Origin of the sequence: Pollutimonas rozaliensis (assembly GCF_048751585.1) — a bacterium.
Lineage (GTDB): Bacteria > Pseudomonadota > Gammaproteobacteria > Burkholderiales > Burkholderiaceae_B.
On sequence record NZ_JAZHOB010000002.1, the window covers coordinates 89,847 to 116,184 of the forward strand.

Genomic DNA, 26,338 nt, shown 5'->3' on the forward strand with positions numbered 1-26,338 from the left:
CCCTTCTAGTTGACGTTTACGTAAACGTAATATAAATATACTTTTCCTCTCTGTACAGTCAGCCGCGCCTATGTCTGGACGGCCGCTCTCAGAACCGACACTGGAGATGACGATGAATCTTCCCGGCTTGAACTTTGATCTGGGCTCCGACCTGGACATGCTGCGCGATGCCGTTCACGATTTTGCTCAAGCCGAGATCGCTCCACGAGCGGCCGAGATCGACGGCAGCGACCAGTTCCCCATGGATTTATGGCGCAAATTCGGCGACCTGGGCCTGCTGGGCATGACGGTGGACGAAGCATACGGCGGCGCCAACATGGGCTACCTGGCGCACATGATCGCCATGGAAGAGATTTCCCGCGCCAGCGCCTCGGTGGCCCTGTCCTACGGCGCCCATTCCAATCTGTGCGTCAACCAATTGCACCGCAATGGCACGGAAGCGCAAAAGCGCAAATACCTGCCCAAACTGATCAGCGGGGAGCACGTTGGAGCCCTTGCCATGAGCGAGCCGGGCGCCGGCTCGGACGTGGTCAGCATGAAACTGCGTGCCGAGAAAAAAGGCGACCGCTATGTGTTGAACGGCACCAAAATGTGGATCACCAACGGTCCCGACGCGGACACGCTGGTCGTTTATGCCAAGACCGATCCCGCCGCCAAGCAGCGCGGCATCACGGCCTTCATCGTCGAAAAAGGATACAAGGGTTTTTCGGTGGCGCAAAAGCTTGACAAGCTGGGTATGCGCGGCAGCCATACCGGCGAGCTGGTGTTCCAGGATTGCGAAATACCCGAAGAGAACATACTGGGCGAGCTCAATGGCGGGGTCAAGGTCCTGATGAGCGGCCTGGATTACGAGCGCGCCGTCCTGGCCGGCGGTCCGCTGGGCATCATGCAGGCCGTCATGGACGTGGTGGTTCCCTATATCCACGATCGCAAGCAGTTCGGCCAGGCCATCGGCGAATTCCAATTGATACAAGGCAAAGTCGCCGACCTGTACACCACTTTGCAGGCCAGCCGCGCCTTCTGCTACGCGGTGGGCAAGAACCTGGACAGGCTCGGTTCGGGCCATGTGCGCGAAGTGCGCAAGGACTGCGCCGCCGTCATTCTGTATTGCGCGGAAAAAGCCACCTGGATGGCCGGCGAAGGCATACAGATACTGGGCGGCAACGGCTATATCAATGAGTACCCCACCGGCCGCCTGTGGCGCGACGCCAAGCTGTACGAGATCGGCGCCGGCACCAGCGAAATCCGGCGCATGCTGATCGGCCGCGAGCTGTTCAACGAAACCGCCTGAGCGCCGCGCCAGTGTTAATGTGTCGTTGTCCTGGACCGCGTAATCGAAGAGCCTGACCATGATTTTCGTGGGAGACCATCAGCGCATCGAACCCATACAGCCCGCCGGCCTGGCGCCGCAGGCTGTCGCACAAGCCGTGCTGGATGGTTTCAATCGTCATTACGCCCTGTTCCGCTATGGCGCCCAGCGCGCCAAGTCGCTGTTCGAATCGGGGAACTGGCGCGGCATCCAGCAGCTTTCCCAGGAGCGCATCGAGTACTACGACACGCGTGTTAGCGAATGCTCCGCACTATTGGCCAATGCGCTGAAGGGCAGCGACGCCAGCCCGACGGGCGCATCGGCCCTGCAAAGCCTGACACCGGCGCAATTGGTGTTCTGGCAGGCCGTGAAGTCTGAATACGTCTTGCTGCTATCGGGGCACCGGCAGCCGGAATGCGCCGAAACCTTCTTCAATTCCGTTTCCTGCCGCATTCTGCATCGCGATTATTTCCACAACGACTTCCTGTTCGTGCGGCCGGCCATCGCCACCGAGTACCTGGATAGCAGGCTGCCTTCGTATCGGGTGTATTACCCCACCACCGAAGGACTGGAACAATCGCTGATCAAGATGGTGGCCGATTTTGGCCTGGCCGCGCCCTTTGCCGACTTGCCTGCCGACGCCCGCAAGCTGGCGCGCATGGCACTGCGCCAGTTGTGCCGCGTACTGCCCCGCGGCACGGGCCAGCGGATCGCGCCGGATTGCCAGATCCATGTCCTGAATTCGCTGTTCTTTCGCAACAAGGGCGCCTACATTGTCGGCCGCCTGATCAATCAAGGCACGATCCACCCCTTTGCCATCGCTCTTTTGCACACGCCTTCCAGCCATATCCGGCTGGACGCCCTGCTGCATACCTCCGACGACCTGAGCACGCTGTTCAGCTTTACCCGCGCCTACTTCCTGGTCGACATGGAAACCCCGGCGGCCTATGTGCATTTCCTGAACACCCTGCTGCCGCGCAAGCCCAAGGCGGAAATCTATACGACCATAGGCCTGCAAAAACAGGGCAAGACGCTTTTCTACCGCGATTTCCTGCATCACCTTGCGCATTCGCGCGATGCGTTCGACATCGCGCCCGGCATCAAAGGGCTGGTCATGACGGTCTTCACGCTGCCGTCCTATCCCTACGTCTTCAAGCTTATACGCGACCGCATCGCCAAGGACGGCATGGATCACGCCACCGTGCGGCGCAAGTATCAATTGGTGAAGAAACATGATCGCGTCGGCCGCATGGCCGATACCTGGGAATACTCGCAGGTCGCGCTGCCGCGCGCACGTTTCTCCGACAGGCTGCTGAACGAACTGCGCGATCAGATTCCCAGCCTGCTCGAAGAAAGCGGCGAAGTCATCGTCCTGCGCCATGTGTATATCGAACGGCGCATGACCCCGCTTAACCTGTTCCTGGCCCGCGCCTCGGACGCCGTGCTGGAGCGCGCCGTCAAGCGCTACGGCGACGCCATCCGGGAGCTGGCCGCCGCCAATATATTTCCCGGCGACATGCTGTTCAAGAATTTCGGCGTGACCCGCCTGGGCCGGGTCGTGTTCTACGATTACGACGAAATCCAGCGCATGACGGAAATGAACTTTCGCCGGATCCCGCCCGCGCCCTACCCCGAGGCCGAGCTGTCGGGCGAACCCTGGTACCCCGTGGGAGCGAACGATGTCTTCCCCGAGGAATTCGGCACCTTCTTACTGGGCGACCCGCGCGTGCGGGCCGCTTTCCTGCGACACCATGCCGACCTGCTGGACGTACACTGGTGGCAGGCCTGCCGCGAGCGAGCGGCCCAAGGCCGGATCGAAGACATCTTCCCTTATGAAGATGATCGCCGCCTTCACGTTTCAGCCGCCCGGCAGCTAACGGGCGCCACTTATTCAACGCAGCTTTCAGGAGCACACCATGTCTGACCCTATTGTTCTCGTTTCCGTTGCCCGCACGCCCATGGGCGGCATGATGGGCAGCCTGTCCGGCTTGTCCGCGCACGAGCTGGGATCCATTGTCATCAAGGCCGCCATCGAGCGCGCCGGCATCGACGGCAAGGCCGTCGATGAAGTCATCATGGGCAATGTCCTGCAGGCCGGCCAAGGCCAGGCTCCGGCACGCCAGGCTGCCCTGGGCGCGGGCCTGCCGCTGGGCGTAGGCTGCACAACCATCCATAAAGTCTGCGGCTCCGGCCTGAAGGCGGCGATGTTCGGCCACGACATCATCGCTGCGGGCAGCGCCGACGTGGTGGTAGCGGGCGGGCAGGAAAGCATGAGCAATGCACCCTACCTGCTGCTGCGCGGCCGTCAAGGCTATCGCTACGGCCACTCGACCGTCTACGACCACATGGCGCTCGACGGCCTGGAAGACGCCTACCAGCGCGGCACGGCCATGGGCGTGTTCGCTGAGGACTGCGCGGCCAAGTATACGTTTACGCGCGAGCAGCAGGACGCCTTCTCGCTGGAATCCCTGCGCCGCGCCCGCGCCGCCACGGAAGACGGCAGCTTCAAATGGGAAATAACCCCCGTTACCGTGGCCGGCCGCAAGGGCGATACCGTGATCGATACCGACGAAGCCCCCACCAAGGCCATGCCCGAGAAAATCCCCACGCTCAAGCCCGCCTTCAAGAAGGACGGCACCGTCACCGCCGCCAACTCCTCGTCGATCTCGGACGGCGCCGCGGCCATGGTGCTGATGCGCGAATCGACAGCGAAGAAACTGGGCGCAACGCCATTGGCCCGCATTGTCGGGCATACCCAGCATTCGCAAGAGCCCGGCTGGTTCACGACCGCCCCGGTCGGCGCAATACAGAAGCTTTTTGCCAAGACCGGCTGGTCGGCCGACGACGTGGATCTGTACGAAATCAACGAAGCCTTTGCCGTCGTGACGATGGCCGCCATGGTCGAACTGAAGCTGTCCCATGAAAAGGTCAATATCCACGGCGGCGCCACGGCGCTGGGCCACCCCATCGGCGCATCGGGAGCCCGACTGCTGACCACGCTGGTGGGCGCGCTGCGCAAGACGGGCGGCAAGCGGGGCATCGCATCTCTGTGCATAGGCGGGGGCGAGGCCGTTGCCCTGGCCATCGAAATGGCTTGAAGCCGCTCGGGGAGCCCCTGATCCAGAGGCTCCCTAGCGCCGCGCCTTCGGCGGCCGGCGCCCTTTTCTATTCATCCAGGAAATGCAATGCCCGTCATCGTATCCCGCATCAATCCCCGTTCGCAGGCCTTCATCGACAATGCCCGCGCCATGCAGGAGCAGGTCGAAGACCTGCGTGAAAAGCTGCTGTCCACAGCGCAAGGCGGCGGCGAGTCCGCGCGCGCCAAACACCTGGCCCGCGGCAAGCTGCTGCCGCGCGATCGCGTTGAACGGCTGCTGGATCCAGGCACGCCCTTCCTGGAGCTCTCGCCCCTGGCGGCGCATGGCGTCTACAACAACGACGCGCCGGGCGCGGGCATCATCACCGGCATCGGGCGCATTGCGGGCACGGAATGCGTGATCGTCTGCAACGATGCCACGGTAAAGGGCGGCACCTATTATCCGCTGACGGTCAAGAAGCACTTGCGGGCGCAGGAAATCGCGCAGCAGAACCGGTTGCCCTGCGTGTATCTGGTCGACTCCGGCGGCGCCAATCTGCCCAACCAGGACGAGGTCTTTCCCGATCGCGACCATTTCGGCCGCATTTTCTACAACCAGGCCACCATGTCGGCCCAGGGCATCGCGCAAATCGCCGTGGTCATGGGCTCATGTACCGCGGGCGGCGCCTACGTACCCGCCATGAGCGACGAATCCATCATCGTCAAGAACCAGGGAACGATCTTTCTGGGCGGTCCGCCGCTGGTCAAGGCGGCCACCGGCGAAGAAGTCACGGCGGAGGACCTGGGCGGCGGCGATGTGCATACGCGACTGTCGGGCGTGGCCGACCATCTGGCCAACAACGACTTGCATGCGCTTCAACTGGCTCGCAACGCCATCGGCCGGCTCAACCACCACAAGCCCGTCCAGCTGCAGCGCAAGGCCTACGCCGAGCCGCTTTACGATCCGCGGGAACTGAACGGCGTTATTCCCAATGACACACGCAAGCCTTACGACGTGCGCGAAGTCATTGCCCGCATTGTCGACGGCTCGGAATTCGACGAATTCAAGGCACGCTTCGGCACGACCCTGATCACGGGCTTCGCCCACATACACGGTATGCCGGTTGGCATCATCGCCAACAACGGCATCCTGTTTTCCGAGGCGGCGCAAAAAGGCACTCACTTCATTGAGCTGTGCTGCCAGCGCAAGATTCCGCTGGTCTTCCTGCAAAACATCACCGGCTTCATGGTCGGCCGCAAATACGAGAACGAGGGCATCGCCCGCCACGGCGCCAAGATGGTCACCGCGGTATCCACCGCATCGGTGCCCAAGTTCACCGTCCTTATCGGCGGGTCCTTCGGGGCCGGCAATTACGGCATGTGCGGCAGGGCGTTCAGTCCACGCCTGTTGTTCTTGTGGCCCAATGCGCGCATTTCGGTCATGGGCGGCGAACAGGCCGCCAGCGTGCTGGCCACAGTGCGCCGCGACGGCATCGAGGCCAAGGGAGGCAACTGGAGCCGCGACGAGGAAGAGGCCTTCAAGGCGCCCATACGCGAACAATACGAAAAAGAAGGGCATCCCTATTACGCCACCGCAAGGCTGTGGGACGACGGCATCATCATGCCGGCCGATACCCGCCGCGTGCTGGCGCTGGGCCTGTCGGCCGCGCTCAATGCGCCTATCGAAGACACGCGCTTCGGCGTGTTCCGCATGTAATCCCAAGGAGTCGATGTGTTCACCACTTTACTGATCGCCAACCGCGGCGAAATCGCGTGCCGCATAGCCGCAACGGCGCATCGCATGGGCTTGCGCACCGTGGCCGTCTATTCGGACGCCGATGCCAACGCGCGCCACGTGGCGGCCTGCGACACAGCCGTCCATATCGGCGGCTCCGAACCGCGCGCCAGCTATCTGCGCGGCGACGCCATCCTGGAGGCCGCCCGCCGGACGGGCGCCCAGGCCATACACCCGGGCTACGGTTTCCTGTCCGAGAACGAGGCCTTCGCCCAGGCCTGCGCCGACGCCGGCATCGTGTTCGTGGGGCCGCCCAATAGCGCAATCGCCTCCATGGGCAGCAAGTCCGCGGCCAAGACGCTGATGGACAAGGCCGGCGTACCGCTGGTGCCCGGCTACCATGGCGCCAATCAGGACCCTGGCTTCCTGCAAGCGCAGGCCGACGCCATGGGCTACCCCGTGCTGATCAAGGCCAGCGCGGGCGGGGGCGGCAAGGGCATGCGCATCGTCCAGGCCAGCGAGGCGTTCGCCGAAGCATTGGCATCATGCAAGCGCGAAGCGGCCAGCAGCTTCGGCGACGACAAGGTATTGATCGAGCGCTATCTGCAAAAGCCGCGCCACATCGAGATCCAGGTATTCGCCGATACTCACGGCAACTGCGTCTATTTGTTCGAGCGCGACTGTTCGGTGCAACGCCGTCACCAGAAGGTCATCGAGGAAGCGCCCGCCCCCGGCATGACCGAAGAGCGCCGCCGCGCCATGGGCGAGGCCGCCGTCGCGGCAGCCCGCGCCGTCAACTATGTGGGCGCGGGCACCGTGGAGTTCATTGCCGAACCCGACGGCCGATTCTATTTCATGGAGATGAATACGCGCCTTCAGGTGGAGCACCCGGTTACCGAGATGATTACCGGGCATGATCTGGTGGAATGGCAGCTACGGGTCGCCGCGGGCGAGCCGCTGCCGCTAAGCCAAGAGGAACTGGCCATCACCGGACACGCGATCGAAGCGCGCATTTATGCGGAAAATCCCGAAAAAGGCTTTCTGCCTTCCATCGGCACCCTGAACACGCTGGCCTTCCCGCCGCATGCCGCGTTCCAGAATGGAGATATACGGGTCGATGGCGGCGTTCGCGCCGGCGATGCCATTACTCCCTTCTACGATCCGATGATCGCAAAGCTGATAGTGCGAGGGGCCGACCGCGAACAGGCCCGCGCACGCATGGTGCAGGCTCTGGGCGAAATCCAGAGCGTGGGCGTACAGACCAATATTGCTTTCCTGCGCCGCCTTATGCTTGATTCGGCATTCGCGCAGGCCGATCTGGATACCGGCCTGATCGAGCGGCAGCACGACAGTCTTTTTCCGCCGGCAAGCGACGCTTCGGACAGCACCCTGGCGCTGGCGATTGCGGCCCTGCTGGCCAGCCGGGGCCTGCCCCATTCGTCATTGCTCAAGAACAAGGCTCATGTCGATCCTTGGGCGCAGGCCGACGGATGGCGGATCACCGGACGCTATCGGCAAACCTTCGATCTATTGGACCAGGACACGCTGCGCGAAGTGCAGGTCGAGCGCGATGGCAATGACTGGAAGTATTCCGGCAACACCGAAGGATCGTTCGAGTGGGACGCCCAGGCTTGCGCTGCTGGACGCTACAGCGTCCGCATCCGTCTGGACGGCACGGATGCGTCGGGAACGGTGGTCCTGGACCACGAAGCCATTCACGTCTTCAGCGAGGGCGGCGTGCAGGTGCTGCATATGCATGATGCGGTCGCTCATGCCGAGGACGATGGAGGCGGCCATCACGGCGGCCTGACGGCGCCTATGCCCGGCAAGATCATTGCCATATCGGTGAAGGCGGGCGACAAGGTGAAGGGGGGAGATACGCTGCTGGTCATGGAGGCCATGAAGATGGAGCACACGATCACGGCTCCGTCGGACGGCACGGTTGAAGAGGTCTTCTTTGATGTTGGCGACCAGGTGACGGATGGGGCGGAGCTGATCGCCATCGGGGAATGATGGCGGGTACGACTGCGCTTGTTGTGCGCGGTCGGTCTCAATCATCGGCCGTGTCAGTATGCCGGTTGGCATCCATGGCCTATCGGTCGGTGTCGTTCAACTGCCCGCGTTATCTTGGTATTGCCGTGTTGCCCAATATCGAGCTCTATAAACGGCGCGGTGGGCTGGCCTGGACCGTGCTTCGCCTCGCTGCGATCCCGGCTACGCCGGGATTTCCCGCGCAACCAGCCTGGATTCGGGGTCGGGCGCGAACTCGCAAAAATCAGCCCCCCGGGCTGATTTTGTGCTCAAACATGCGCGCCCTCTTACGCCCCCGATCCAGTCCGGCCGCGCAGCGCGCTCAAACTCCGCCCGGCCCAGGCCAGCCCACCACGCCTTTGAAGAAGATGATCGGACGAAGTCTTGGGAAGCGGAGACTATTGGATTCGCGATGGCGTCTTCCAGAGGCATGTGGATGGAACTTACGCTCATTTCAGTCCGATCTCGTTTCAATCAGAATTGGCCATACCCCGAAGTGATGCCACGTGGGCATCATTGCCCCATCAAGATCTATCGTTCGGCCTGTTCAACCATCAGCCGCTGATGCCAAGGTGCGCTGGCGTAGGCTGGGGCTGGCGAATTCGGGAGCGTCGCGTTTCTGGCTCCTGGCGGGGATGCAAGGCCGTGATTGCTCGAGCAACAAGGGTGTTGGCAGCCCTGGGGGCTGCCAACGTTGCGAGTTTCACGGCCGCCCCGCCAGGAGCCAGAAACGCGAATAGTCCCGGAACGGGACCGCGGACGGTGAGCAGGCCCCGGCCTGCGCCAGCGCACCTGACTCAAGGACAGATGCAAGCGCCCAGCCAAACGCACAGAACCAATACAAAAACCAAACCCTAAGCCGGTTTGGCAAAAAGCCGCACCGGTTACCGGCTAAGCCCCCGGGCACTGATCGCCCATATCGCCTCGACCCGATCTCCCCGCAATGCCACCACGCTGTCGTGCAGATTGAACGTAGGATCGCAATGTCCCGGTATCAAGCGAATCTTGTCGCCCAGCGCAGGCATATTCTTCGCGTCATCCGCCTGCAGGATACTGTGCTCGTCATGCACCGCCACACACCGCAGTCCCGGCCAACCCACCGGACGCGGCGCGCCGCTTTCAGCGCTGGTCGACTTAAGGCCGAAATCCATGATCGCGCGGTCCGCAGCCGGAGTGCTCATCACCGTACCCAACAGGAACAGACTGTGCCGAAAGGCCAGCGCCTCGCCCCAGTCTATGCCCCCGTAATCCGTATCCATGAACGCATAGGTCCCCGATTGGATTTCCGTATACAGCTGGCTGGCCACATCGAACACCGCCGTTCCCGTGCCGCCCCCCGTCACCACAGGGCAAGCGATGCCCGCCTGTTCCAGGGCATCCACGTAGCGGCGGACAAGACGCGCCGCCTTGTCGCAGGCCTTCTGCCGCTGGTCCAGGGACCGCTTGTGCTGCAAGCCCCCATGATAAGCCTGGATGCCGGCGAAGCTGATACCCGGCAGCGCCCGCGCCAGCTTGGCCAGTTCAACGGCCTCGCCGGGCGTCTGGACCCCGCAACGCTTTTGCCCCACATCGACATCCACCATCACGCCCACGGAGGCGCCATGCCCGGCCATGGCGGCCGAAAGCGCCCTGAGCGCCACGGCATGGTCAGCGCAAACGGTGATATGCGCCTTCCTGGCCAGTTGCGCCAGCAACCGCAGCTTGGGCTCTCCCACGATCTCGTTGCTGATATGTATGTCGCGCAGCCCCGCCTGCACAAAAGGCACCGCCTCGGTTACTTTCTGGCAACAAATCCCCACAGCGCCCAGCGCCACCTGGCGCAGCGCGATTTCCGGACAGCGATGCGCCTTGGCATGAGGCCGCAGGGCCACGCCATGCCGCTCGGCCAGGACCTGCATTGTGCGCAAATTGTCTTCGAACGCATCCAGATCGAGCACCAGGCTGGGTGTGTCGATGGCGTCCGACACGTCGCCCACCTTTGCCGCCGGAGCGATGCAAAGCGCTTCTGGAACCGGATCCGCGTAGCGCTCCTGCAGCTGTACCTCTTCCATGGTCACCCCAATTCGTGGATGTAACTACACTCGGACGCTGGGCGTAGCTGGCGGCTTGCCAAGCGTATGTTTGCAACAACATGGCCCGGTTGCCGCTAGGAACAAATCGGCGTAAAGTCGTTTATAACTTTCGGTTAACCTTCTTATTTACTGACTTTCACACACGGCAACCGGAATCGCATCCATATGTTCGATATTTTGGTTTATTTATTCGAAACCTACTATACACCGCAAGCGTGTCCCGAAGCGGATGTACTTGCGCACAAACTGGCCGCCGTAGGCTTCGAGCACGAAGACATTAACGATGCCCTGGGCTGGTTGCACGGTTTGGCTCAAACCACCGAACAATGCGGCCAGCTTGCGCAAAATCCGCAAGGCGATAGCCGGCGCGTCTTCACCGACCACGAATACCAGACACTGGGCACGCAAGCCATAGGCTTCATCACCTTCCTGGAAAACTCAGGCGTGCTGCCCACTGTATTGCGCGAAATCCTCATCGAGCGGGCCGAAGCCACCAACGAATCGCCCATCTCGCTGGCCAAGATCAAGATCATCGCCCTGATGGTCCTCTGGAGCCAGGAAGCCGAGGTCGATCACCTGGTATTCGAAGAGCTTCTGGCCGACGACCACACCCGCTTATCGCATTAAGCAAGGTTCCCGGCTGCATGATGTCGCATTTCCAAGGCAGCGAAGGGCGCTATCGGGGGCGGTTCGCCCCCAGTCCCAGCGGTCCCTTGCATAACGGGTCGCTGCTGGCGGCCATGGCAAGTTTCCTGGACGCCCGGGTTCACCGCGGCGAGTGGCTGCTGCGCATCGAAGATATCGATACGCCAAGAGTCGTGCCGGGCGCCGACAGAATCATCATGCAGCAGTTGAAGGCACTGGACATGCAGTGGGATGCCCCGCCCATATGGCAGTCTCAGCGCCTGGCGCTATACCGTTCCGCGTTCGAGTCGCTGGCCGCCAGGGACCAGGTGTACGGCTGCGCCTGTACGCGCCAGGAACTTCCGCCGGAAGGCGCTTATCCCGGCACATGCCGGCACGGCTTGCCGCCCGGCAAGACTGCTCGCGCATGGCGTTTAAGGGTTCCCCCAGGCATAGAGCGCTTCCAGGATCGATGGCACGGGCCGCAGGAACAAGACGTGGCCGCCGTAACGGGCGACTTCATCGTCAAGCGGGCCGACGGCCTATGGGCGTATCAGCTGGTCGTCGTCGTCGACGATGGGGAGCAGGGCATTACGCACATCGTGCGGGGTGCGGACTTGCTTGACTCGACCGCCAGGCAAAGGGTACTGGCGCGGCAATTGGGCATTCCCTATCCGCAGGTCATGCACGTGCCCCTGCTTCGGGACGAAGCGGGCCGCAAGCTGTCCAAGCAGAATCATGCGGCCGCCATGGATCTGTCCAAGCCGGTGCACACACTGAACCGGGCCTGGCAGGCGCTGGGGTTCGATACCGTGAATGCCGCCAGCGCGCCTGAGTTCTGGCAAGCGGCACTGAATCAATGGGCCGCCCGCTACGGCATGCATCAATCCTGAGTCAAGGCAAGGGCCTTAGCTGCTCGTCGAGCAGGCGCAGCAGCCGGCCCGTCCCATGCCGGTCGACGCGGAACTCGCCGAATCGCGCCCCGGCGTAGCGCTGTGCCTGCCCTTCGGGGAAGAACCAGGCATTCGTCCCTATGAGCGCGGCATCATGGCGCAGGCGGAATGCCAGGATAGCGGCGGCTGTTGCGGGCTCGCCGCCTGCTGGCCCGCGCGGGACCAAGCTGCCGCTTTCTTGAAGATCGGGATCGGCCAGGACAGCCGCCAGGCGATGCACTCCGCCCCTGTCGGGTTCCAGCAGCAGATAGCCGCCGCGCTGCGCTTCGATGGCCCGCGCCACCGCTGGAGACGCCTTGTCCAGTACCTGCGGTACCTGACCGGCAACGTCGTAGCGCAAATCCATATAGTCCCCTTGCATCAAGGAGCGCGGGTCTACCGGGGCCAGAGCCAGCACCACCCGCTGGCCTCTGGTCAGTATTTGCTCATTCCGGTAGATTTCCGTATTGGCCAGCCCCAGGGCGGCGACCAGGCCAGCCATCAGGCCGAGCGCGCGGATGCGCGGCGAAAAGCCGCCGGATGAAGCCTGGGCAGGCGATTCCGGCGCAGGATGAGGGCCGGTCAATCGACCCAAAACATACCAGGACCCCAGCAGCCATGTCCCCGTCAGGCCCAGTACCAGCGACTTGTGCAGCAAGGTGGAATCCAACTGATAATAAAAACGGCCCAGATAGGCCAGCAAGGCCAGCACCCCGAAAACCAGCAATGCGCGCTGTGTCAGCGCATAGCCCAGGATCAGCCAGAGCAGCGCCATCGAAACTCCCGGCGCCCCCATCCAGCCCAGGCTGGCCACCGCTAATGCAATCGGTGCGCCCAGGCGCACGCTGTCGGGCGTGTGACGCGCGCGCCATAACAAGGCGCCCAAGGCAAGCACGGGCAGCGCCGCGCAAGCCAGCCATAAGATCACCAAACCAGGTGCCTGCAACCATGCCGCAGCCACCCCTTGAAGCGCCGGCGCCGGAGCCAGCCATGCAATCAACTGCGTCAGACACACGAGCGCCCAGGCCAGAGGCGACCAAAAGTCCGGATCGCGGCGACGGCTTCCCACGGCCACCGCCAAAATTGCAGCCACCGCCAGCCACCACAAGCGCAGATAGGCCGGGAAATACGCCCATACCCGACCGCTGCCTGAAACATTCAGCAGATCGTAACGGCTCGATTCGGGCCATGTCAGCAATGAGGCCATTGCCAATACGATGAACGCGGTCAGAAAACGCAAGGCGGTATTGCCTGACCAGCGGTACAGCAGCCCGCCCAGAGCCAACAGAATCCATGCCCGGGCAAAAGGCGAAAAATCGTCCATGGCATACACGCCGATGCCGGTCATGATCAGACCGGCGGCGGCCAGCGCCAGACCCAGCTCATCGGTATACCGCCCCGGGACGGCCCGCCGTATCAATAGCCCCCCGGAACCGGCAAGCAGGCCCGAGATCCACAACTGCTCCATGTCGAGCTCCAGCACCAGGACGAGGAAGGCGATCATCAGCAACGCCGTCATGCCCATCGCGGCCAGCCGGAATAAAACGATGAACCAGGGCCCTTCCCGTTCCGCCGCCTCGTGATTCGATGCCCGCACGGGCATCAGTCCGCGCAAACGGTGCAGGAACAGCCCCGTCAGCGCCAACAACACGACGATGACGGCCAGCAGGGCCGCTTCCGACTCTATCCAGGGAAACAGCAGGATCGCCACCAATAGCAAGGCGGTCACCGCAAGCAGGCTGGCCATGGCCAGGTCCGTCCACCGGCCGGTATATATTTTGTACAGCAAGGCGCAAGCCATCAGGCCAGGAACAACGACAAGCACAGGGCCTGTTTCCGAATCCAGGCAAGCCAATGCCGCGATCAATAGCCATCCGGCGGCGGCGCAGGCCAGCACCCGCGGCCCGATACGCCACGTATCGTCCAGATGACGGATGCAGCGCTCCCAGGCAAACACCATGGCTGCATTGGCCAGGGCCAGCAGGACGCCGGCCTCCAGCCAAATCGCCGACGCACCGAACATCGCCCAACCGCCCATGGCATCCAGGTAGGACGCCACACCCAGATTGAGCAATGCCGCGCATAGCAGGCCCAGAAACACCGTGCGCACGACAAGCAGCCAGGGAAGCAATAGCACCAGCCACCAGAGAAACAGCGTCCAGGCATCCGCGCCGGTTTGATATATTTGGCCAATCAGCGCAAGCAGCGCCCCCAGCGCCAAGGCGGCCAGGCCGGCAAAATGCGCGGAAACCGAGAAATTACGGTTTTTGCCGATATCGGGCCTATTGCCCAGCAGCCAGGCAGCCGCAACCAGGACGGCCAGCGCCAACTGGCCGCCAGCCAGTTTCTGAAGAATGCTGGCATACTCCCAGTTGGCGGCTACCCAGCAAATAACAGAGCTGGCAAGCAGCAGGCAGGCTAGCGCAAGAGCCGATTTACGCAAAAAACCGGCCCAGCCCTTAGCGGGCATGGAGCTGTTTTTATGACCCTCGACTTGCATAGTGCGATTCCCACCTCGTATTATCCGCGCTATCGCTGCTGAAACGCAGTAATTGGAAACTCATGAATAAAACGCTCATTATTGCCGAGAAACCCTCGGTAGCTCTGGATATTTCCCGCGCCCTGGGGGGCTTTACCCGGGAGGGCGACTATTTTGAAAGCGAGCAGTATGTACTGGCCTCCAGCATAGGCCACCTGCTCAGCCTGGTCGCCCCCAATGATCCCGTGCGCGGAAAATGGAGCTTTGCCCATCTGCCGGTCATTCCGCCGCAGTTCGAGCTGGGCCCCACCGACAAGCGCTCGGCTGAACGGTTGAAACTGCTGGTCAAGCTGCTCAAGCGCAAGGATGTCGATGCCATCATCAACGCCTGCGACGCGGGCCGCGAGGGCGAACTCATCTTCCGCTACATCGTGCAATTTTCGGGCGTTAAGAAACCCGTCACGCGTTTGTGGCTGCGATCCATGACCCAGGCCGCCATACGCGAGGCGTTCGCCAATCTGCGCGACGACGACACCATGAAGCCCCTGGAAGCCGCCGCACGGTCGCGCGCCGAGGCCGACTGGCTGGTTGGCATCAACGGCACACGCGCCATGACGGCCTTCAACAGCAAGGACGGCGGCTTTTTCAAGACGCCGGTGGGCCGGGTCCAGACACCCACGCTGGCCATTGTGGCTGAACGCGAAGAGCGCATACGCAAGTTCGTCTCGCGCGATTACTGGGAAGTGCATGCCACTTTCGTTGCCGCGGCGGGTTTCTACAACGGCCGCTGGTTCGATCCCAAGTTCGTCCGCGACGAGCGCGACCCCGAACAGCGCGACTCCCGGCTGTGGTCCTTGCCGGCCGCGCAAACCATCGTCACGGCCTGCCGCGACCAGCCCGGCAGAGTCACCGAAGAGTCCAAGCCGTCCACCCAGATGTCGCCGGCGCTTTTCGATCTGACCTCGCTGCAGCGCGAAGCCAACTCGCGCTTCGGCTTCTCGGCCAAGACCACCTTGGCCCTGGCGCAAACGCTGTACGAGCGGCACAAGGCCCTGACCTATCCGCGTACCGATTCGCGCTATCTGCCCGAAGATTATGTGCATACCGTTCAGCAGACCATGGAAGCGCTCTCCGAAGGCGGCTCCAGCGCGGCTGCCGGCCTGCGTCCTTTCGCCGACACGATATGCAAGCAGAAGTGGGTCAAGCCCAATCGGCGTATTTTCGATAATAAGAAAGTATCCGATCACTTCGCCATCATTCCAACCATGCAGATTCCGCGCGAACTGAGCGAAGCGGAAGGCAAAATCTACGATCTGGTGGCAAAGCGCTTCCTGTCGGTTTTCTTTCCCGCCGCCGAGTTTCGCCTGACTACCCGCGTTACCGAAGTCTCGGGGCATCATTTCAAGACCGAGGGCAAGGTGCTGGTGGCGCCGGGTTGGCTGGCCATCTACGGGCGCGAAGCGCAAGGCGACGATACCAACCTGGTTGCCGTGTCCGACGGCGAGAAAGTAAAAACCGACGAAGTCGAAGCCAAGGGCCTGGCCACCAAGCCGCCGGCGCACTTCACCGAAGCCACCTTGCTGTCCGCCATGGAAGGCGCCGGCAAGCTGGTCGACGACGAGGCGCTGCGCGAAGCCATGTCCGAGCGCGGCCTGGGCACTCCGGCCACGCGGGCGGCCATCATCGAAGGCCTGCTCAACGAAGGCTATCTGCGGCGGGAAGGCCGCGACCTGATACCCAGCGCCAAAGCCCGTCAGTTGATGACCCTGCTGTCAGGCCTGGGCGTCAATGAACTGACATCGCCCGAGCTCACCGGCGAATGGGAGCACCGCCTCAAGCAGATTGAGCAGCGCCAACTGGATCGCGACGAATTCATGCGCGAGATCGCCCAGATGACCCAGGTTATCGTCAAGCGCGCCAAAGAATACGAGCGCGATACCGTGCCGGGCGACTACGCCACCCTGAGCACACCCTGCCCCAAATGCGGCGGCGTCGTAAAGGAGAACTACCGCCGTTATGCCTGCACCAACTGCGATTTTTCCATAGGCAAGCACCCGGGCGGCCGCACTTTCGAGATTCCGGAGGTCGAAGAGCTATTGACCAAACGCGAACTCGGCCCGCTGCCCGGCTTCATCAGCAAAATGGGCCGGCCCTTCGCTGCGCTGCTGCGCATTACCGACGAATACAAGCTTGAATTCGACTTCGGCCAGAAGGACGACGAAGACACCGAACCCGTGGACTTTTCCGGACACACTCCTGTGGGCAACTGCCCGAAATGCGGCAATAAGGTGTTCGAGTACGGCATGAATTATGTCTGCGAGAAATCCGTGGGGCCGGAGAAGACCTGCGATTTCCGCACCGGAAAAATGATACTGCAGCAGGAAATTTCGGCCGAGCAGGTTCACAAGCTGCTGACCGAAGGCAAAACCGATCTGCTGGACGGTTTCGTTTCCAGCCGCACCAATCGCAAGTTCAAGGCCTATTTGGCCAAGCAGGAGAACGGCAAGATCGGTTTCGAGTTCGAGCCGCGGCCCGAAAAGCCCGGACGCAAAACGGCCGCCAAGACCGCCGGTAAAACGACGGCAAAAGCGGCTTCCAAGACAGCGGCAAAGAAAGCCACGAAGACGGCAGCCAAGAAAACCACCGCCGACAAAACCGCAGCCAAGGCAGCAAGCAAGGCTCCGGCCAAGAAGGCGGCCCGCAAGGTTGCGGCAAAGAAAGCAGTCAAGGCAGTCGCGCTCCCGCCAGATACGGGGGATGACGATCCGCCGTTTTAAGAAGCCCGTCCCTTGCCTGAAAAGCCCGATGAATACCTCATCGGGCTTTTTTTTGGCTTTGACGATACACAGGAACGGATTGACTTTTTTCCATGCGTTCTCTAGCATTACAGAAATAACAGTGAAATATCACTGTTATTTCTGTAGGAAGATCACACTTTTCATTTGGAGCAATCATGACCCGCAAGATCCGTATTACCAGTCCTCATGTAGCCGAAGCGGCGCCCGGCTTATGGTCCAACTGCCTGGTGGTTGACGACTCGGTATATTTCTCCGGCCTGACTTCCCGCGCCAACGATGGCGAAACCATTCATGGCGATGACTCCTACGAGCAAGGAAAAGCCATTTTCTCGAAGATGAAGCACCTTATCGAAGCGGCCGGCGGAGAAATGGATGACATCGTCACATTGACCGTATATGTCACCGATATGAAGCACAACCAAGGCGTCTGGAAGGCGCGCCGCGAATTCTTTACCGGGGATTTCCCCGCGTGTGCGCTGGTGGGTGTAGCCGCCCTGGCCAAGCCTGAAATCCTGGTGGAGATCCAGGGTCAAGCTCGCTTGAAGAAGGCTGCCGGCGTATGAAGCTCGTTCGCTTCCAACATGGCGACCGCATCCGAATAGGCCAGGTCCACGATGATCTCGTCGTCTCGCTGGCCACGCTGGACGACCTGTCAGCCCTCATCGGCAACTGGGAGCGCCATGCGGCGAAAGGAACCCTTGACGAGCCAACGCCGGGGTCGGGCCTGAAGGTCGAAGACCTTGCCTTGCTTGCTCCAGCCAGCCCGCCACGCAATGTCATATGCGTAGGATGGAACTACCTGAAGCATTTCAACGAAAGCATCGGCAAGCGCGAAGGCCAGGAAGTCGACCTTCCCGACCATCCCACGTTTTTCAGCAAGCTCCCCACCACCATTGCCGGGCCCAACGATGCGTTGCCCTTGCATCAGGCATATACGGCCAAGCTGGATTGGGAGGTCGAACTGGCGGTGGTAATAGGAAAAGGCGGGCGGGATATCAAGGAAAAGGACGCGCTGAAGCATGTATTCGGCTATACCGTAGCCAATGACATCAGCGCACGGGATCTGCAAAGAGCCCATGGCGGGCAATGGTTCAAAGGTAAAAGCCTGGACCTGACCTGCCCTTTGGGGCCTGTTCTCGTCACCGCCGACGAGCTTGGCGACCCTCAGAACCTGGAGATCACCTGCCATGTCAATGGCAAGCTGATGCAGTCCGGTCATACGGGCCGCCAGATTTTCACAGTGGCCCGTGTGATTGCAGAGCTTTCGGCCGGACTTACGCTGCTTCCCGGAGACCTTATCCTTACCGGCACCCCTGAAGGCATCGGGGCCGCCCGGACCCCGCCAATTTTCTTGAAGGATGGCGACATCGTCGAATGCGGCATCGAGAAAATCGGCGTTCTGCGCAATCTCATGCAATCAACGCTCTGAACCGCAGCGAAGCGCATGCCGCGAAAAACCCCCGTTGCATATTCAACTGAACATCAGGACAAAACATGAAAAAGCTAATTCTTACTTTGGGTCTTGCATTGAGCTGCTTCGGCGCAACAGCCGAAACGTTTCCTTCCAAGCCTTTGACCTTGATCGTGCCTTACACCGCGGGCGGGTCATCCGATGCACTGGCTCGCGCATTGGGCCAATCCGTCAGCAAGCAGACCGGCCAGAGCGTTGTCATCGAGAACCGGCCCGGCGGCAGCACCGTGATCGGGGCGCAAGGCTTGCTGTCCAAACCGGACGACGGCCACGCCGCTTTGCTGATTGCGGCCAGCTTCGTCATCAACCCCTATCTGCTGAACAAGCTGCCCTACGACAGCGAGAGGGATTTCCAGGCGGTTACCCAGCTGGCTTCGAATCCGCATGTTTTGGTGGTTAGCCCCAATGTTCCGGCGAACAATCTTTCCGAGTTTCTGGCCTGGGCCAAGAAGCCGGAAACCAAGGGTTCCTTTTCCTCCTTCGGCAATGGTTCATCGGGGCATCTAGGCTTCGAACTGCTGAAGAAGCACGCGGGCCTGGATATGCTGCACGTTCCTTACAAGGGATCCGCCCCCGCCACCATGGCCGTTCTAAGCGGCGAAGTCGACGCCACGCTGGGCGATGTGGGCGTGGTCATGCCGCACATCCTGGGCGGAAAGCTGAAAGCCATTGCAATCACCGGCACAGAGCGTTCACCCGGCTTGCCGAACGTGCCCACCTTTGACGAAAGCGGCCTGAAGGGTTACTCCTCGCAAACATGGATGGGCTTGCTGGTCAGCTCCGGCGTACCCGCCGAACGTGTACAACGCCTTAACGAGCTTTTCGTTTCCGCGCTGCAACAGCCCGAAGTTCAGGCCATACTGGCTCAACAAGGGATGCAGGCGCGGCCGTCCAGTCCCGAAGCGTTCAAGGCATTCATGGCTTCGGAAGGCGCCAAGTACAAGACCGCAATACAAGAGTCCAATGCGCGTATAGATTGATGACCCGTACGCCGGCCTGAAGGCCGGCGTCTATAATGAAGCGCATACCACTTGCGGCACGCCCGGCTTCAGGCGTTTTTTCTTTTACTCTATGTCAAAAGCCTCAGCGAACCCGAAACCCTCCCGAAAGAAGAACAGCACCACCACGGGACCGGCTTCCTCTTTGGGCGAACAGGCTTATGTAGCTATAAAACGCTTGATCCTCACCCGGGAGCTCAAACCCGGCGATCAGGTGAACGTGGCTCAACTCAGCACTCATCTCGAGCTGGGAAGAAACCCCATACATCTTGCCATCCATCGACTGGACCGCGAAGGCCTGGTCGCCATCCTCCCTCGCAAGGGCATTCTGATCAAGGCCGAGACACTCGACAGTTTCCTTGAACTGATCGAATCGCGCCAACTGATCGAGCCCTATCTTACGGGGTTGGCGGTGGAACGGGCCACACCTGAATTGATGGCCAGGCTGCAGGAAATACTGGATCAGGGATGGGAAAGGTTCCATGCGCAAGACCGGCTGGGCAGCATGGAAACGGACCGTATTTTTCATCAAACGATATACGAATCCGCTGGCAACAGCCTGTTGGCGGAATTTGCGCTGCAGTTGCTCGATCGCTCCATGAGGCTCTGGTTCCGCCCCGCTGCTCCGGATGGAGGCAAGCCGAACGTGGCGGAGCTGGCCGAACTTGCCGAATCCATCAAGCGTGGCGACAAGGAAGCCGCCATCTCTCAAATGAAAGAGCACATCGGTTCGGTCCAGAGGAAGTATCTGAGTTGAACGCAAGAGTGCCGCAACCAGGTCAACTGCTTGCGCGCACCATCAATTCAAAACCCAGATCCACCGTCGTTTCAGGTATGGGTTCATTGCGCATCAGGCGCAGCAGCATCTGAGCCGCCTTCAAACCTATTTCGCGCCGGGGTGTGCGCAGGCTGGTCAGCGCGGGCAGCATCTGTTCATTTCCGGGCAGGTCGTTGAAGCCTACGACGCTTAATCGATCCGGCACCGGAATACCCATGCGCAAGGCTTCCAGCAAGCCGCCGTGGGCCAGGTCGTCATTGCAATAGAAAATGCCGTCGATGTCGGGATGCCGCGTCAGCAACTGCCTGAATGTTTCCGCTCCCAGGGCCAGGGACGAGGGTTCGGCCTTGAGGATTTCCAGCTCGGGATCGTAGCGGCCGGCTTTCCGCAGGGCGGCCCTGAAGCCTTGAGCGCGCTCCATCGTGCGCGGATCCAGCTGGGCGCCCACGAACGCGATCTTCTTGCGGCCGCGCTCCAGCAGATGCCCTACGACCCGCCTGGCGGCCTCGTCTTGCGAAAACCCCACGCAGTGCAGCGATGGATCCGCGCTGAGCTCCATGACATGCACGCAAGGCGTGCGGCTGTCCCTGACCATTTTGCGCTGGCTATCGCTGCGATCCAGGCCGGTAAGGATGATGCCCGCGGGGCGGTGGGAAAGATAGCTTTCCAGCAATGCCGCTTCGCGCTCGGGCTGATAGCGCGTGATGCCCACAAAGACCTGGTATCCCGCCTCCCACATGGATTCCTGCACCGCCTCCAGCAAATCGGTGAACAAGGTATTTGACAGCATGGGTATCAGCACCACCACATGAGTGCTCTTGGCGGACGCCAGCGCGCGCGCAGACGGGTCGGGCCGATAGCCCAGCTTGTCGACCGCGGAGCGCACGCGAGCGGCGAGCTCCGAATCGACGCTGGTCTTTCCGCTGACCACACGCGAGGCGGTGATGGGGCTGACTCCCGCAATGGCGGCCACATCCGAAAGGGTGACCCGGCCGGTGGCCCGGCTGCGCGACCGCATCTTTTTTGCTGGAGGCGCCACGCCCTTGGCAGACGGAGGAGATTGGGTCATTAGCGTAATCCCTAGCTTGTGCTTCGCCATTAGATAGCGCTATCTTGCGCCTTGGCCGATTTTGGCTGAAACACTCATTTTACGGAAGTTTCCTTTTTTTTCAATGCCAAAGATAGCGCTACCTCAACTAATGGCAATCTCCAGCGGAACAGGCATGGGCGGCCGGCTGGCCGTCGTCGTCATGGGCGTCTCGGGCAGCGGCAAATCCACGGTCGCCGAAGCGCTGGCGCAAGCATTGGGATGGCAATTCATCGAAGGCGACGCCTTCCATAGCGCGGTCAATCACGCCAAGATGCAGGCCGGCATTCCGCTGACCGATGCGGACCGCGCATCGTGGCTGGATGCGCTGGGCGCACAGTTGGCTTTGGCTGTGGAAGAAGGCGTCCTGCTCAGTTGTTCCGCGCTGAAGCTGAACTACCGCGAGCGATTGCGCGGCTGCGTCCCGGGGCTGCGCTTCATCTGGCTGGACGTGAACCGCGATATGGCGGCCGCCCGCGTGGCGGGGCGCGGCGCCGCGCATTTCTTTCCCGCCACTCTCATAGACAGCCAATTCCAGGCTCTCGAACCGCCCGTCGATGAACCCGGCCTGCTGCGCATCGCCGGCGATATTCCTCTTCCAGACATTATCCAAACAGCCACCCGCTGGCTACAGGCGAGACCCCATGAAGACATCTGAAGAAATCCCGCAAGGGGAAAGGCCCAAACCGGCGCTGCATAAAGCCGCCGAAATATTCCTGGCGGCCACCCTGACCATCATGGTCATTGCCGTATTCAGCAATGTGGTGCTGCGCTATGCCTTCGACACGGGCTTCGTGCTGTACGAAGAACTGTCCCGCCTGCTGTTCGTATGGCTGGTCTGCGTGGGCACGGCCCTGGCCGCCTACGAAAACAAGCATTTGAACTTCACTCTGGTGATCGATCGCGTCGGCCCGCGAACCCGCAGCGCCTTGTACTACCTGGCCCATCTTATCGGCGCCGTCATCCTGGGCATGGTCATCAAAGGATCATGGGATCAGGTGCTGGCCGGCATGCAAAGCTTCAGCCCGGTCATGGGCTATCCGCTGGCGCTGGCCGCGGCCGCGACGCTCTTCATGGCCTGCGTCATGGAGTTGCTGCTATTCAAAGAAGTCCTCATCGACCGACCATCGACACGGAAAGGGTGCTGAACGCCATGGAATCCACCCTTATATTTCTTGGTGTCCTGTTCGCCGGCATGGCCATAGGCATGTCCATCGCCTTGTCGCTGGTGCTGTCGGCCGTGGCCTTGATGTGGCAACTGGATTTCTTCAACACCCAGTTGCTGGCGCAGAACCTGCAGGCCGGCTTCGACAATTTCCCGCTGCTGGCCGTGCCTTTCTTCATCCTGGCCGGCGAGCTGATGAACGCCGGCGGACTGAGCCAGCGCATCATCGACATGGCCCGCGCTTTCGTGGGCCACATACCGGGCGGTCTGGGCTACGTGGCCGTCTTCGCCTCGGTGCTGCTGGCCTCGATGAGCGGCTCGGCAATCGCCGACACGGCGGCGCTGTCCACCATATTGCTGCCCATGATGCGCCAGCACAATTATCCGGAAGCCTACAGCGCCGGCTTGCTGAGCTCCGGGGGCATCATCGCCCCCATCATCCCGCCGTCGCTGCCCTTCATCATCTACGGCGTCACCACCAATACATCCATCAGCCAATTATTCATCAGCGGCGTGTTCCCCGGCATACTGATGGGCGCGGCGCTGCTGCTGGCCTGGCGTTCGATCGCGCACAAGCACAAGCTGCCCGCATTGCAGAAAACCAGCGGTGCCGACCGCAGGAAGGCGCTGGCCAACGGCACCTGGGCCATCGTCATGCCCATCATCATCCTGGGCGGCATCCGGCTGGGCATCTTCACGCCCACGGAAGCCGCCGTGGTGGCCGCCGTCTACGCCTTCTTCGTGGCCAAGTTCATTTACCGCGCCATGACATGGGCCGACTGCTACCGGGTGCTGGTCTCAACCAGCAGCACGACCGCCATCGTGATGTTCCTGTGCGGCGCCGCCACCGTGGCCGCCTACATGATCACGCTGGCCGACCTTCCCAACCAGCTTGCCATGCTGTTCGAACCCATCATGGACAAGCCCATGCTATTCATGGCGCTCATGATGCTGTTCCTGCTGTTCGTGGGCACGGCCATGGACCTGACGCCGACCATCCTTATTTTCGCCCCCGTGTGCCTGCCGCTGGCCCTGAAAGCGCAAATCGACCCCATCTATTTCGGCTTCATGTTTGTCTACGTGGGCTGCCTGGGCCTGATCACACCGCCCGTGGGTACGGTGCTGAACGTGGTGGCCGGGGTCGGCCGGATCAGGATGGAGTCCGTCATCAAGGGCGTCACGCCCTTCCTGGCGGTGTATGCCGCCCTGCTTATTCTGTTCGTCATTTTTCCGCAATTGATCATCGCGCCGGCACGCTGGCTTCATTAACCGCAACGACACGGCAGGCGGCGTCGATGTCGACGGCCGCCCATGCCACCGCCTTATTGACACAAGGAGAGACACCATGAAATTGAAAGCCTTATTCCTCGCCGCCAGCCTGCTGGCCGGCTCCCACGCGCTGACCGCGCAGGCGGCCGATATCCAGTCCCGGCTGATCCGCTTCGGCTATGGCCTGAACCAGGATTCGAACCAGGGGCGGGCCGCCAAGGTCTTCGCCGATCAGGTCGAGAAGCTGTCGGGCGGCAAGATGAAAGTCCGGGCCATCGGCGCCGCCGCGCTGGGCTCCGACATACAGATGCAGCAGGCGCTGATAGGCGGCGCACAGGAAATGATGGTGGGCTCGACCGCCACCCTGGTGGGCATTACCAAGGAAATGGCCATCTGGGACACGCCCTTCCTGTTCAACAGCGGCGCAGAGGCCGACCAGGTTCTGGACGGCAAGACCGGCACCCTGATCAAGGACAAGCTTCAGGAAAAAGGCCTGGTCGGGCTGGTGTACTGGGAAAACGGCTTTCGCAATCTGACCAACAGTCAGAAGCCCGTGCAGACCGGCGCGGATTTTCAGGGCCTGAAGCTGCGCGTCATGCAGAACAACGTGTTCCTGGAGACCTTCAAGAAGCTGGGCGCCAACGCCATACCGCTGCCCTTCTCGGAATTGTTCACGGCATTGGAAACCAAGACGGTGGACGGCCAGGAAAATCCCTTCAACACCATTTTGTCCAGCAAGTTCTACGAAGTGCAGAAGTACCTGAGCGTCACCAATCATGTATACAGCCCGTGGATCGTCACAGCCAGCAAGAAATGGTGGGACGGCCTGAGCGCGGCCGAGCAGGATGTGCTGCTGAAAGCAGCCGAAGCCAGCCGCGACTACGAACGTAAAGACACACGCCAGGAAGCCGACAAGGCCCTTGCCGCGTTGAAGGAACACGGCATGCAGGTCAATGTGGCGACGCCGGAAAATGTGGATAAGATGCGTGCAACGATTGCGCCAGTCAATGAACAGATCAAGAAGGAAGTCGGCACCGAAATTTGGCAGGCCGTGCAGGACCAACTGGCCGGCCTGCGCAAGAAAGGCGCCTGATACAAGGTAGAAAAAAGGCCGGCATCCGCCGGCCCTGGACAGCCGCGGCATCGATTGCCATGGCCTTCGAGCAAGGGCTGGGTTTCATATCAAATGAGGCCCGGCCCTTTTAACTTGAAATCAATAAGCGCAGCTCTTAGCCATATGCCAGATCCTTGAAGAACAAGGAGATTTCGGGCACATAGGTAATCAGCATCAGGCAGGCCACCACGACCCCCACAAAAGGCAGCAGCGAACGCACCAATCGCTCTATGGGAAGATTGGCCACCGCGCATGCGGCGAACAGGTTCACGCCGAACGGCGGAGTCACCATGCCCAGCGCCAGGTTCACCACCATGATCACGCCGAAATGGGCCGGGTCCACCCCGAACTGCATCGCCACGGGCAGCAGCAAAGGGGCCAGGACAACGATGGAAGCCGATGTCTCGATGAACATGCCGATGATGAAAAGCGCCACGTTCACGCCCATGAGGAAGGTGTATTCATTGCTGAAGATATGGCCCAGCCACTGGCCCAGCGCCGCCGGTATCCCGGCGCGGTTCAGCAGGAAGCCGAATACGCCGGCATTGGCGATCACGAACATGATGACGGCGGTGGAGACCACCGAACGGTGCAAGGTTTTCGACAAGGTCGCCAGCGTCAATCGGCGATAGATGAATATTCCCACCACCAGTGCATAAACCACGGCAACCGCCGAGGCCTCGGTGGGCGTGAACACGCCGCCGTAGATGCCGCCCAGGATGATGCCGGGCATCAGCAAGGCCAGCCAGGCGCGCTTGAGAGCCGGCCACAACGCCAGCCGGTCCGCGCCATCCTGCTTGCCGTAGCCATGCCGGCGGGCATATAGCCATACATAGACCATCAGGGCGCCTGCGATCAAGATGCCCGGTCCGATACCGGCGATGAACAGTTCGCCCACCGAGGTATCGGTGGAAACCGCGAACAGGATCATGGGGATGGAAGGCGGAATGATGACGCCCAGCTCGGCGGCCGACGCCTGCAGCGAGGCGGCAAAGGGCTTGGGATAGCCATGCTTGACCATGGCCGGGATCAGGATGGCGCCCACAGCAAAGGTGGTGGCCACGCTGGAACCGGCCACGGCCGCGAAGATCATGCAGGTCAAGACGCAGCTGCAGGCCAGGCCGCCTTGCATGCCACCCACCACGCTCTTGGCAAAGTCGACCATGCGCTCGGAGATGCCGCCCGCTTCCATCAGATTGCCGGCCAGGATGAAAAACGGCACCGCCACCAGCGGATATTTATCCAGCGCGGCGTAGATCTGCTGCGCGATCACCAGCCAGGTCATGCCGTCGTACGCCACGCCCAGCATGCTGGCCAGGCCGATGGACACCGCCACCGGCACCGACAGCGCAAAAAACAGCAACATTGAAACAACCATCAACTGCGGCATGGTGTCACCC

General features: G+C 61.5%; 20 protein-coding genes. 16 read left to right on the plus strand and 4 right to left on the minus strand.

The annotated features are described in order from the left end of the window. Positions 1 to 112 precede the first annotated feature (112 nt). From V0R37_RS03655 to V0R37_RS03675, 5 genes are all read left to right on the plus strand, one after another. Positions 113 to 1,291, plus strand: coding sequence for an isovaleryl-CoA dehydrogenase (locus V0R37_RS03655; protein WP_420373214.1), 1,179 nt, complete (start codon positions 113 to 115; stop codon positions 1,289 to 1,291). A gap of 58 nt (positions 1,292 to 1,349) precedes the next feature. Then, on the plus strand, positions 1,350 to 3,233 hold the full coding sequence (gene aceK / locus V0R37_RS03660; protein WP_420373215.1) for a bifunctional isocitrate dehydrogenase kinase/phosphatase: 1,884 nt from the start codon (positions 1,350 to 1,352) through the stop codon (positions 3,231 to 3,233). Next, on the plus strand, positions 3,226 to 4,407 hold the full coding sequence (locus V0R37_RS03665) for an acetyl-CoA C-acyltransferase (RefSeq protein ID WP_420373216.1): 1,182 nt from the start codon (positions 3,226 to 3,228) through the stop codon (positions 4,405 to 4,407). Before aceK ends, V0R37_RS03665 begins: the two co-directional genes overlap by 8 nt. Positions 4,408 to 4,494: 87 nt before the next feature. Then, a complete protein-coding gene (locus V0R37_RS03670) occupies positions 4,495 to 6,102 on the plus strand; it encodes a carboxyl transferase domain-containing protein (protein WP_420373217.1) in 1,608 nt (535 codons plus the stop codon). A gap of 15 nt (positions 6,103 to 6,117) precedes the next feature. Next, the gene (locus V0R37_RS03675; protein ID WP_420373218.1) at positions 6,118 to 8,133 is read left to right on the plus strand and encodes an acetyl/propionyl/methylcrotonyl-CoA carboxylase subunit alpha; all 2,016 of its coding nucleotides are present in this window, start codon (positions 6,118 to 6,120) and stop codon (positions 8,131 to 8,133) included. Between the two features lie 902 nt (positions 8,134 to 9,035). On the opposite strand, the gene V0R37_RS03680 is transcribed toward V0R37_RS03675, so the two are convergent. Further along, positions 9,036 to 10,202 (minus strand): DSD1 family PLP-dependent enzyme, encoded by a 1,167-nt coding sequence (locus V0R37_RS03680; protein ID WP_420373219.1) that lies wholly within the window; start codon positions 10,200 to 10,202, stop codon positions 9,036 to 9,038. A 186-nt stretch (positions 10,203 to 10,388) separates the two neighbouring features. Between V0R37_RS03680 and V0R37_RS03685 the strand changes: the two genes are divergently transcribed. Then, positions 10,389 to 10,850, plus strand: coding sequence for a Smg family protein (locus tag V0R37_RS03685; RefSeq protein WP_420373220.1), 462 nt, complete (start codon positions 10,389 to 10,391; stop codon positions 10,848 to 10,850). A 17-nt stretch (positions 10,851 to 10,867) separates the two neighbouring features. After that, a complete protein-coding gene (gene gluQRS, locus V0R37_RS03690) occupies positions 10,868 to 11,740 on the plus strand; it encodes a tRNA glutamyl-Q(34) synthetase GluQRS (protein ID WP_420373221.1) in 873 nt (290 codons plus the stop codon). Between the two features lies 1 nt (position 11,741). Here gluQRS and V0R37_RS03695 read toward each other — a convergent pair whose 3' ends face one another. Continuing rightward, the gene (locus tag V0R37_RS03695; protein WP_420373222.1) at positions 11,742 to 14,279 is read right to left on the minus strand and encodes a GDYXXLXY domain-containing protein; all 2,538 of its coding nucleotides are present in this window, start codon (positions 14,277 to 14,279) and stop codon (positions 11,742 to 11,744) included. Positions 14,280 to 14,341: 62 nt separating this feature from the next. Between V0R37_RS03695 and V0R37_RS03700 the strand changes: the two genes are divergently transcribed. The 5 genes from V0R37_RS03700 (at position 14,342) to V0R37_RS03720 (ending at position 20,282) form a co-directional block, all read left to right on the plus strand. Continuing rightward, positions 14,342 to 17,035 (plus strand): DNA topoisomerase III, encoded by a 2,694-nt coding sequence (locus tag V0R37_RS03700; RefSeq protein WP_420373223.1) that lies wholly within the window; start codon positions 14,342 to 14,344, stop codon positions 17,033 to 17,035. A 176-nt stretch (positions 17,036 to 17,211) separates the two neighbouring features. Continuing rightward, positions 17,212 to 17,619, plus strand: a complete 408-nt coding sequence (locus tag V0R37_RS03705; protein ID WP_420373224.1) for a RidA family protein — start codon at positions 17,212 to 17,214, stop codon at positions 17,617 to 17,619. Next, on the plus strand, positions 17,616 to 18,485 hold the full coding sequence (locus V0R37_RS03710; RefSeq protein WP_420373225.1) for a fumarylacetoacetate hydrolase family protein: 870 nt from the start codon (positions 17,616 to 17,618) through the stop codon (positions 18,483 to 18,485). The genes V0R37_RS03705 and V0R37_RS03710 overlap by 4 nt, the downstream gene beginning before the upstream one ends. A gap of 65 nt (positions 18,486 to 18,550) precedes the next feature. Continuing rightward, entirely contained in the window at positions 18,551 to 19,507 is a 957-nt protein-coding gene (locus V0R37_RS03715) for a Bug family tripartite tricarboxylate transporter substrate binding protein (protein ID WP_420373226.1), read from the plus strand. A gap of 91 nt (positions 19,508 to 19,598) precedes the next feature. Then, positions 19,599 to 20,282, plus strand: a complete 684-nt coding sequence (locus V0R37_RS03720) for a GntR family transcriptional regulator (RefSeq protein WP_420373227.1) — start codon at positions 19,599 to 19,601, stop codon at positions 20,280 to 20,282. A gap of 22 nt (positions 20,283 to 20,304) precedes the next feature. Here V0R37_RS03720 and gntR read toward each other — a convergent pair whose 3' ends face one another. After that, positions 20,305 to 21,372, minus strand: a complete 1,068-nt coding sequence (gntR, locus tag V0R37_RS03725; RefSeq protein ID WP_420373228.1) for an HTH-type transcriptional regulator GntR — start codon at positions 21,370 to 21,372, stop codon at positions 20,305 to 20,307. A gap of 130 nt (positions 21,373 to 21,502) precedes the next feature. Here gntR and V0R37_RS03730 point away from each other — a divergent pair, with 130 nt between their 5' ends. The 4 genes from V0R37_RS03730 (at position 21,503) to V0R37_RS03745 (ending at position 24,917) form a co-directional block, all read left to right on the plus strand. Beyond that, entirely contained in the window at positions 21,503 to 22,048 is a 546-nt protein-coding gene (locus V0R37_RS03730) for a gluconokinase (RefSeq protein WP_420373229.1), read from the plus strand. Beyond that, complete coding sequence (locus V0R37_RS03735) at positions 22,035 to 22,538, plus strand: TRAP transporter small permease (protein WP_420373230.1); 504 nt, start codon at positions 22,035 to 22,037, stop codon at positions 22,536 to 22,538. Before V0R37_RS03730 ends, V0R37_RS03735 begins: the two co-directional genes overlap by 14 nt. Positions 22,539 to 22,543: 5 nt before the next feature. Then, positions 22,544 to 23,824 (plus strand): TRAP transporter large permease, encoded by a 1,281-nt coding sequence (locus V0R37_RS03740; RefSeq protein WP_420373231.1) that lies wholly within the window; start codon positions 22,544 to 22,546, stop codon positions 23,822 to 23,824. Between the two features lie 76 nt (positions 23,825 to 23,900). After that, entirely contained in the window at positions 23,901 to 24,917 is a 1,017-nt protein-coding gene (locus V0R37_RS03745) for a TRAP transporter substrate-binding protein (RefSeq protein ID WP_420373232.1), read from the plus strand. 136 nt (positions 24,918 to 25,053) lie between these two features. On the opposite strand, the gene V0R37_RS03750 is transcribed toward V0R37_RS03745, so the two are convergent. Beyond that, entirely contained in the window at positions 25,054 to 26,328 is a 1,275-nt protein-coding gene (locus V0R37_RS03750) for a TRAP transporter large permease (protein ID WP_420373233.1), read from the minus strand. Positions 26,329 to 26,338 lie beyond the last annotated feature (10 nt).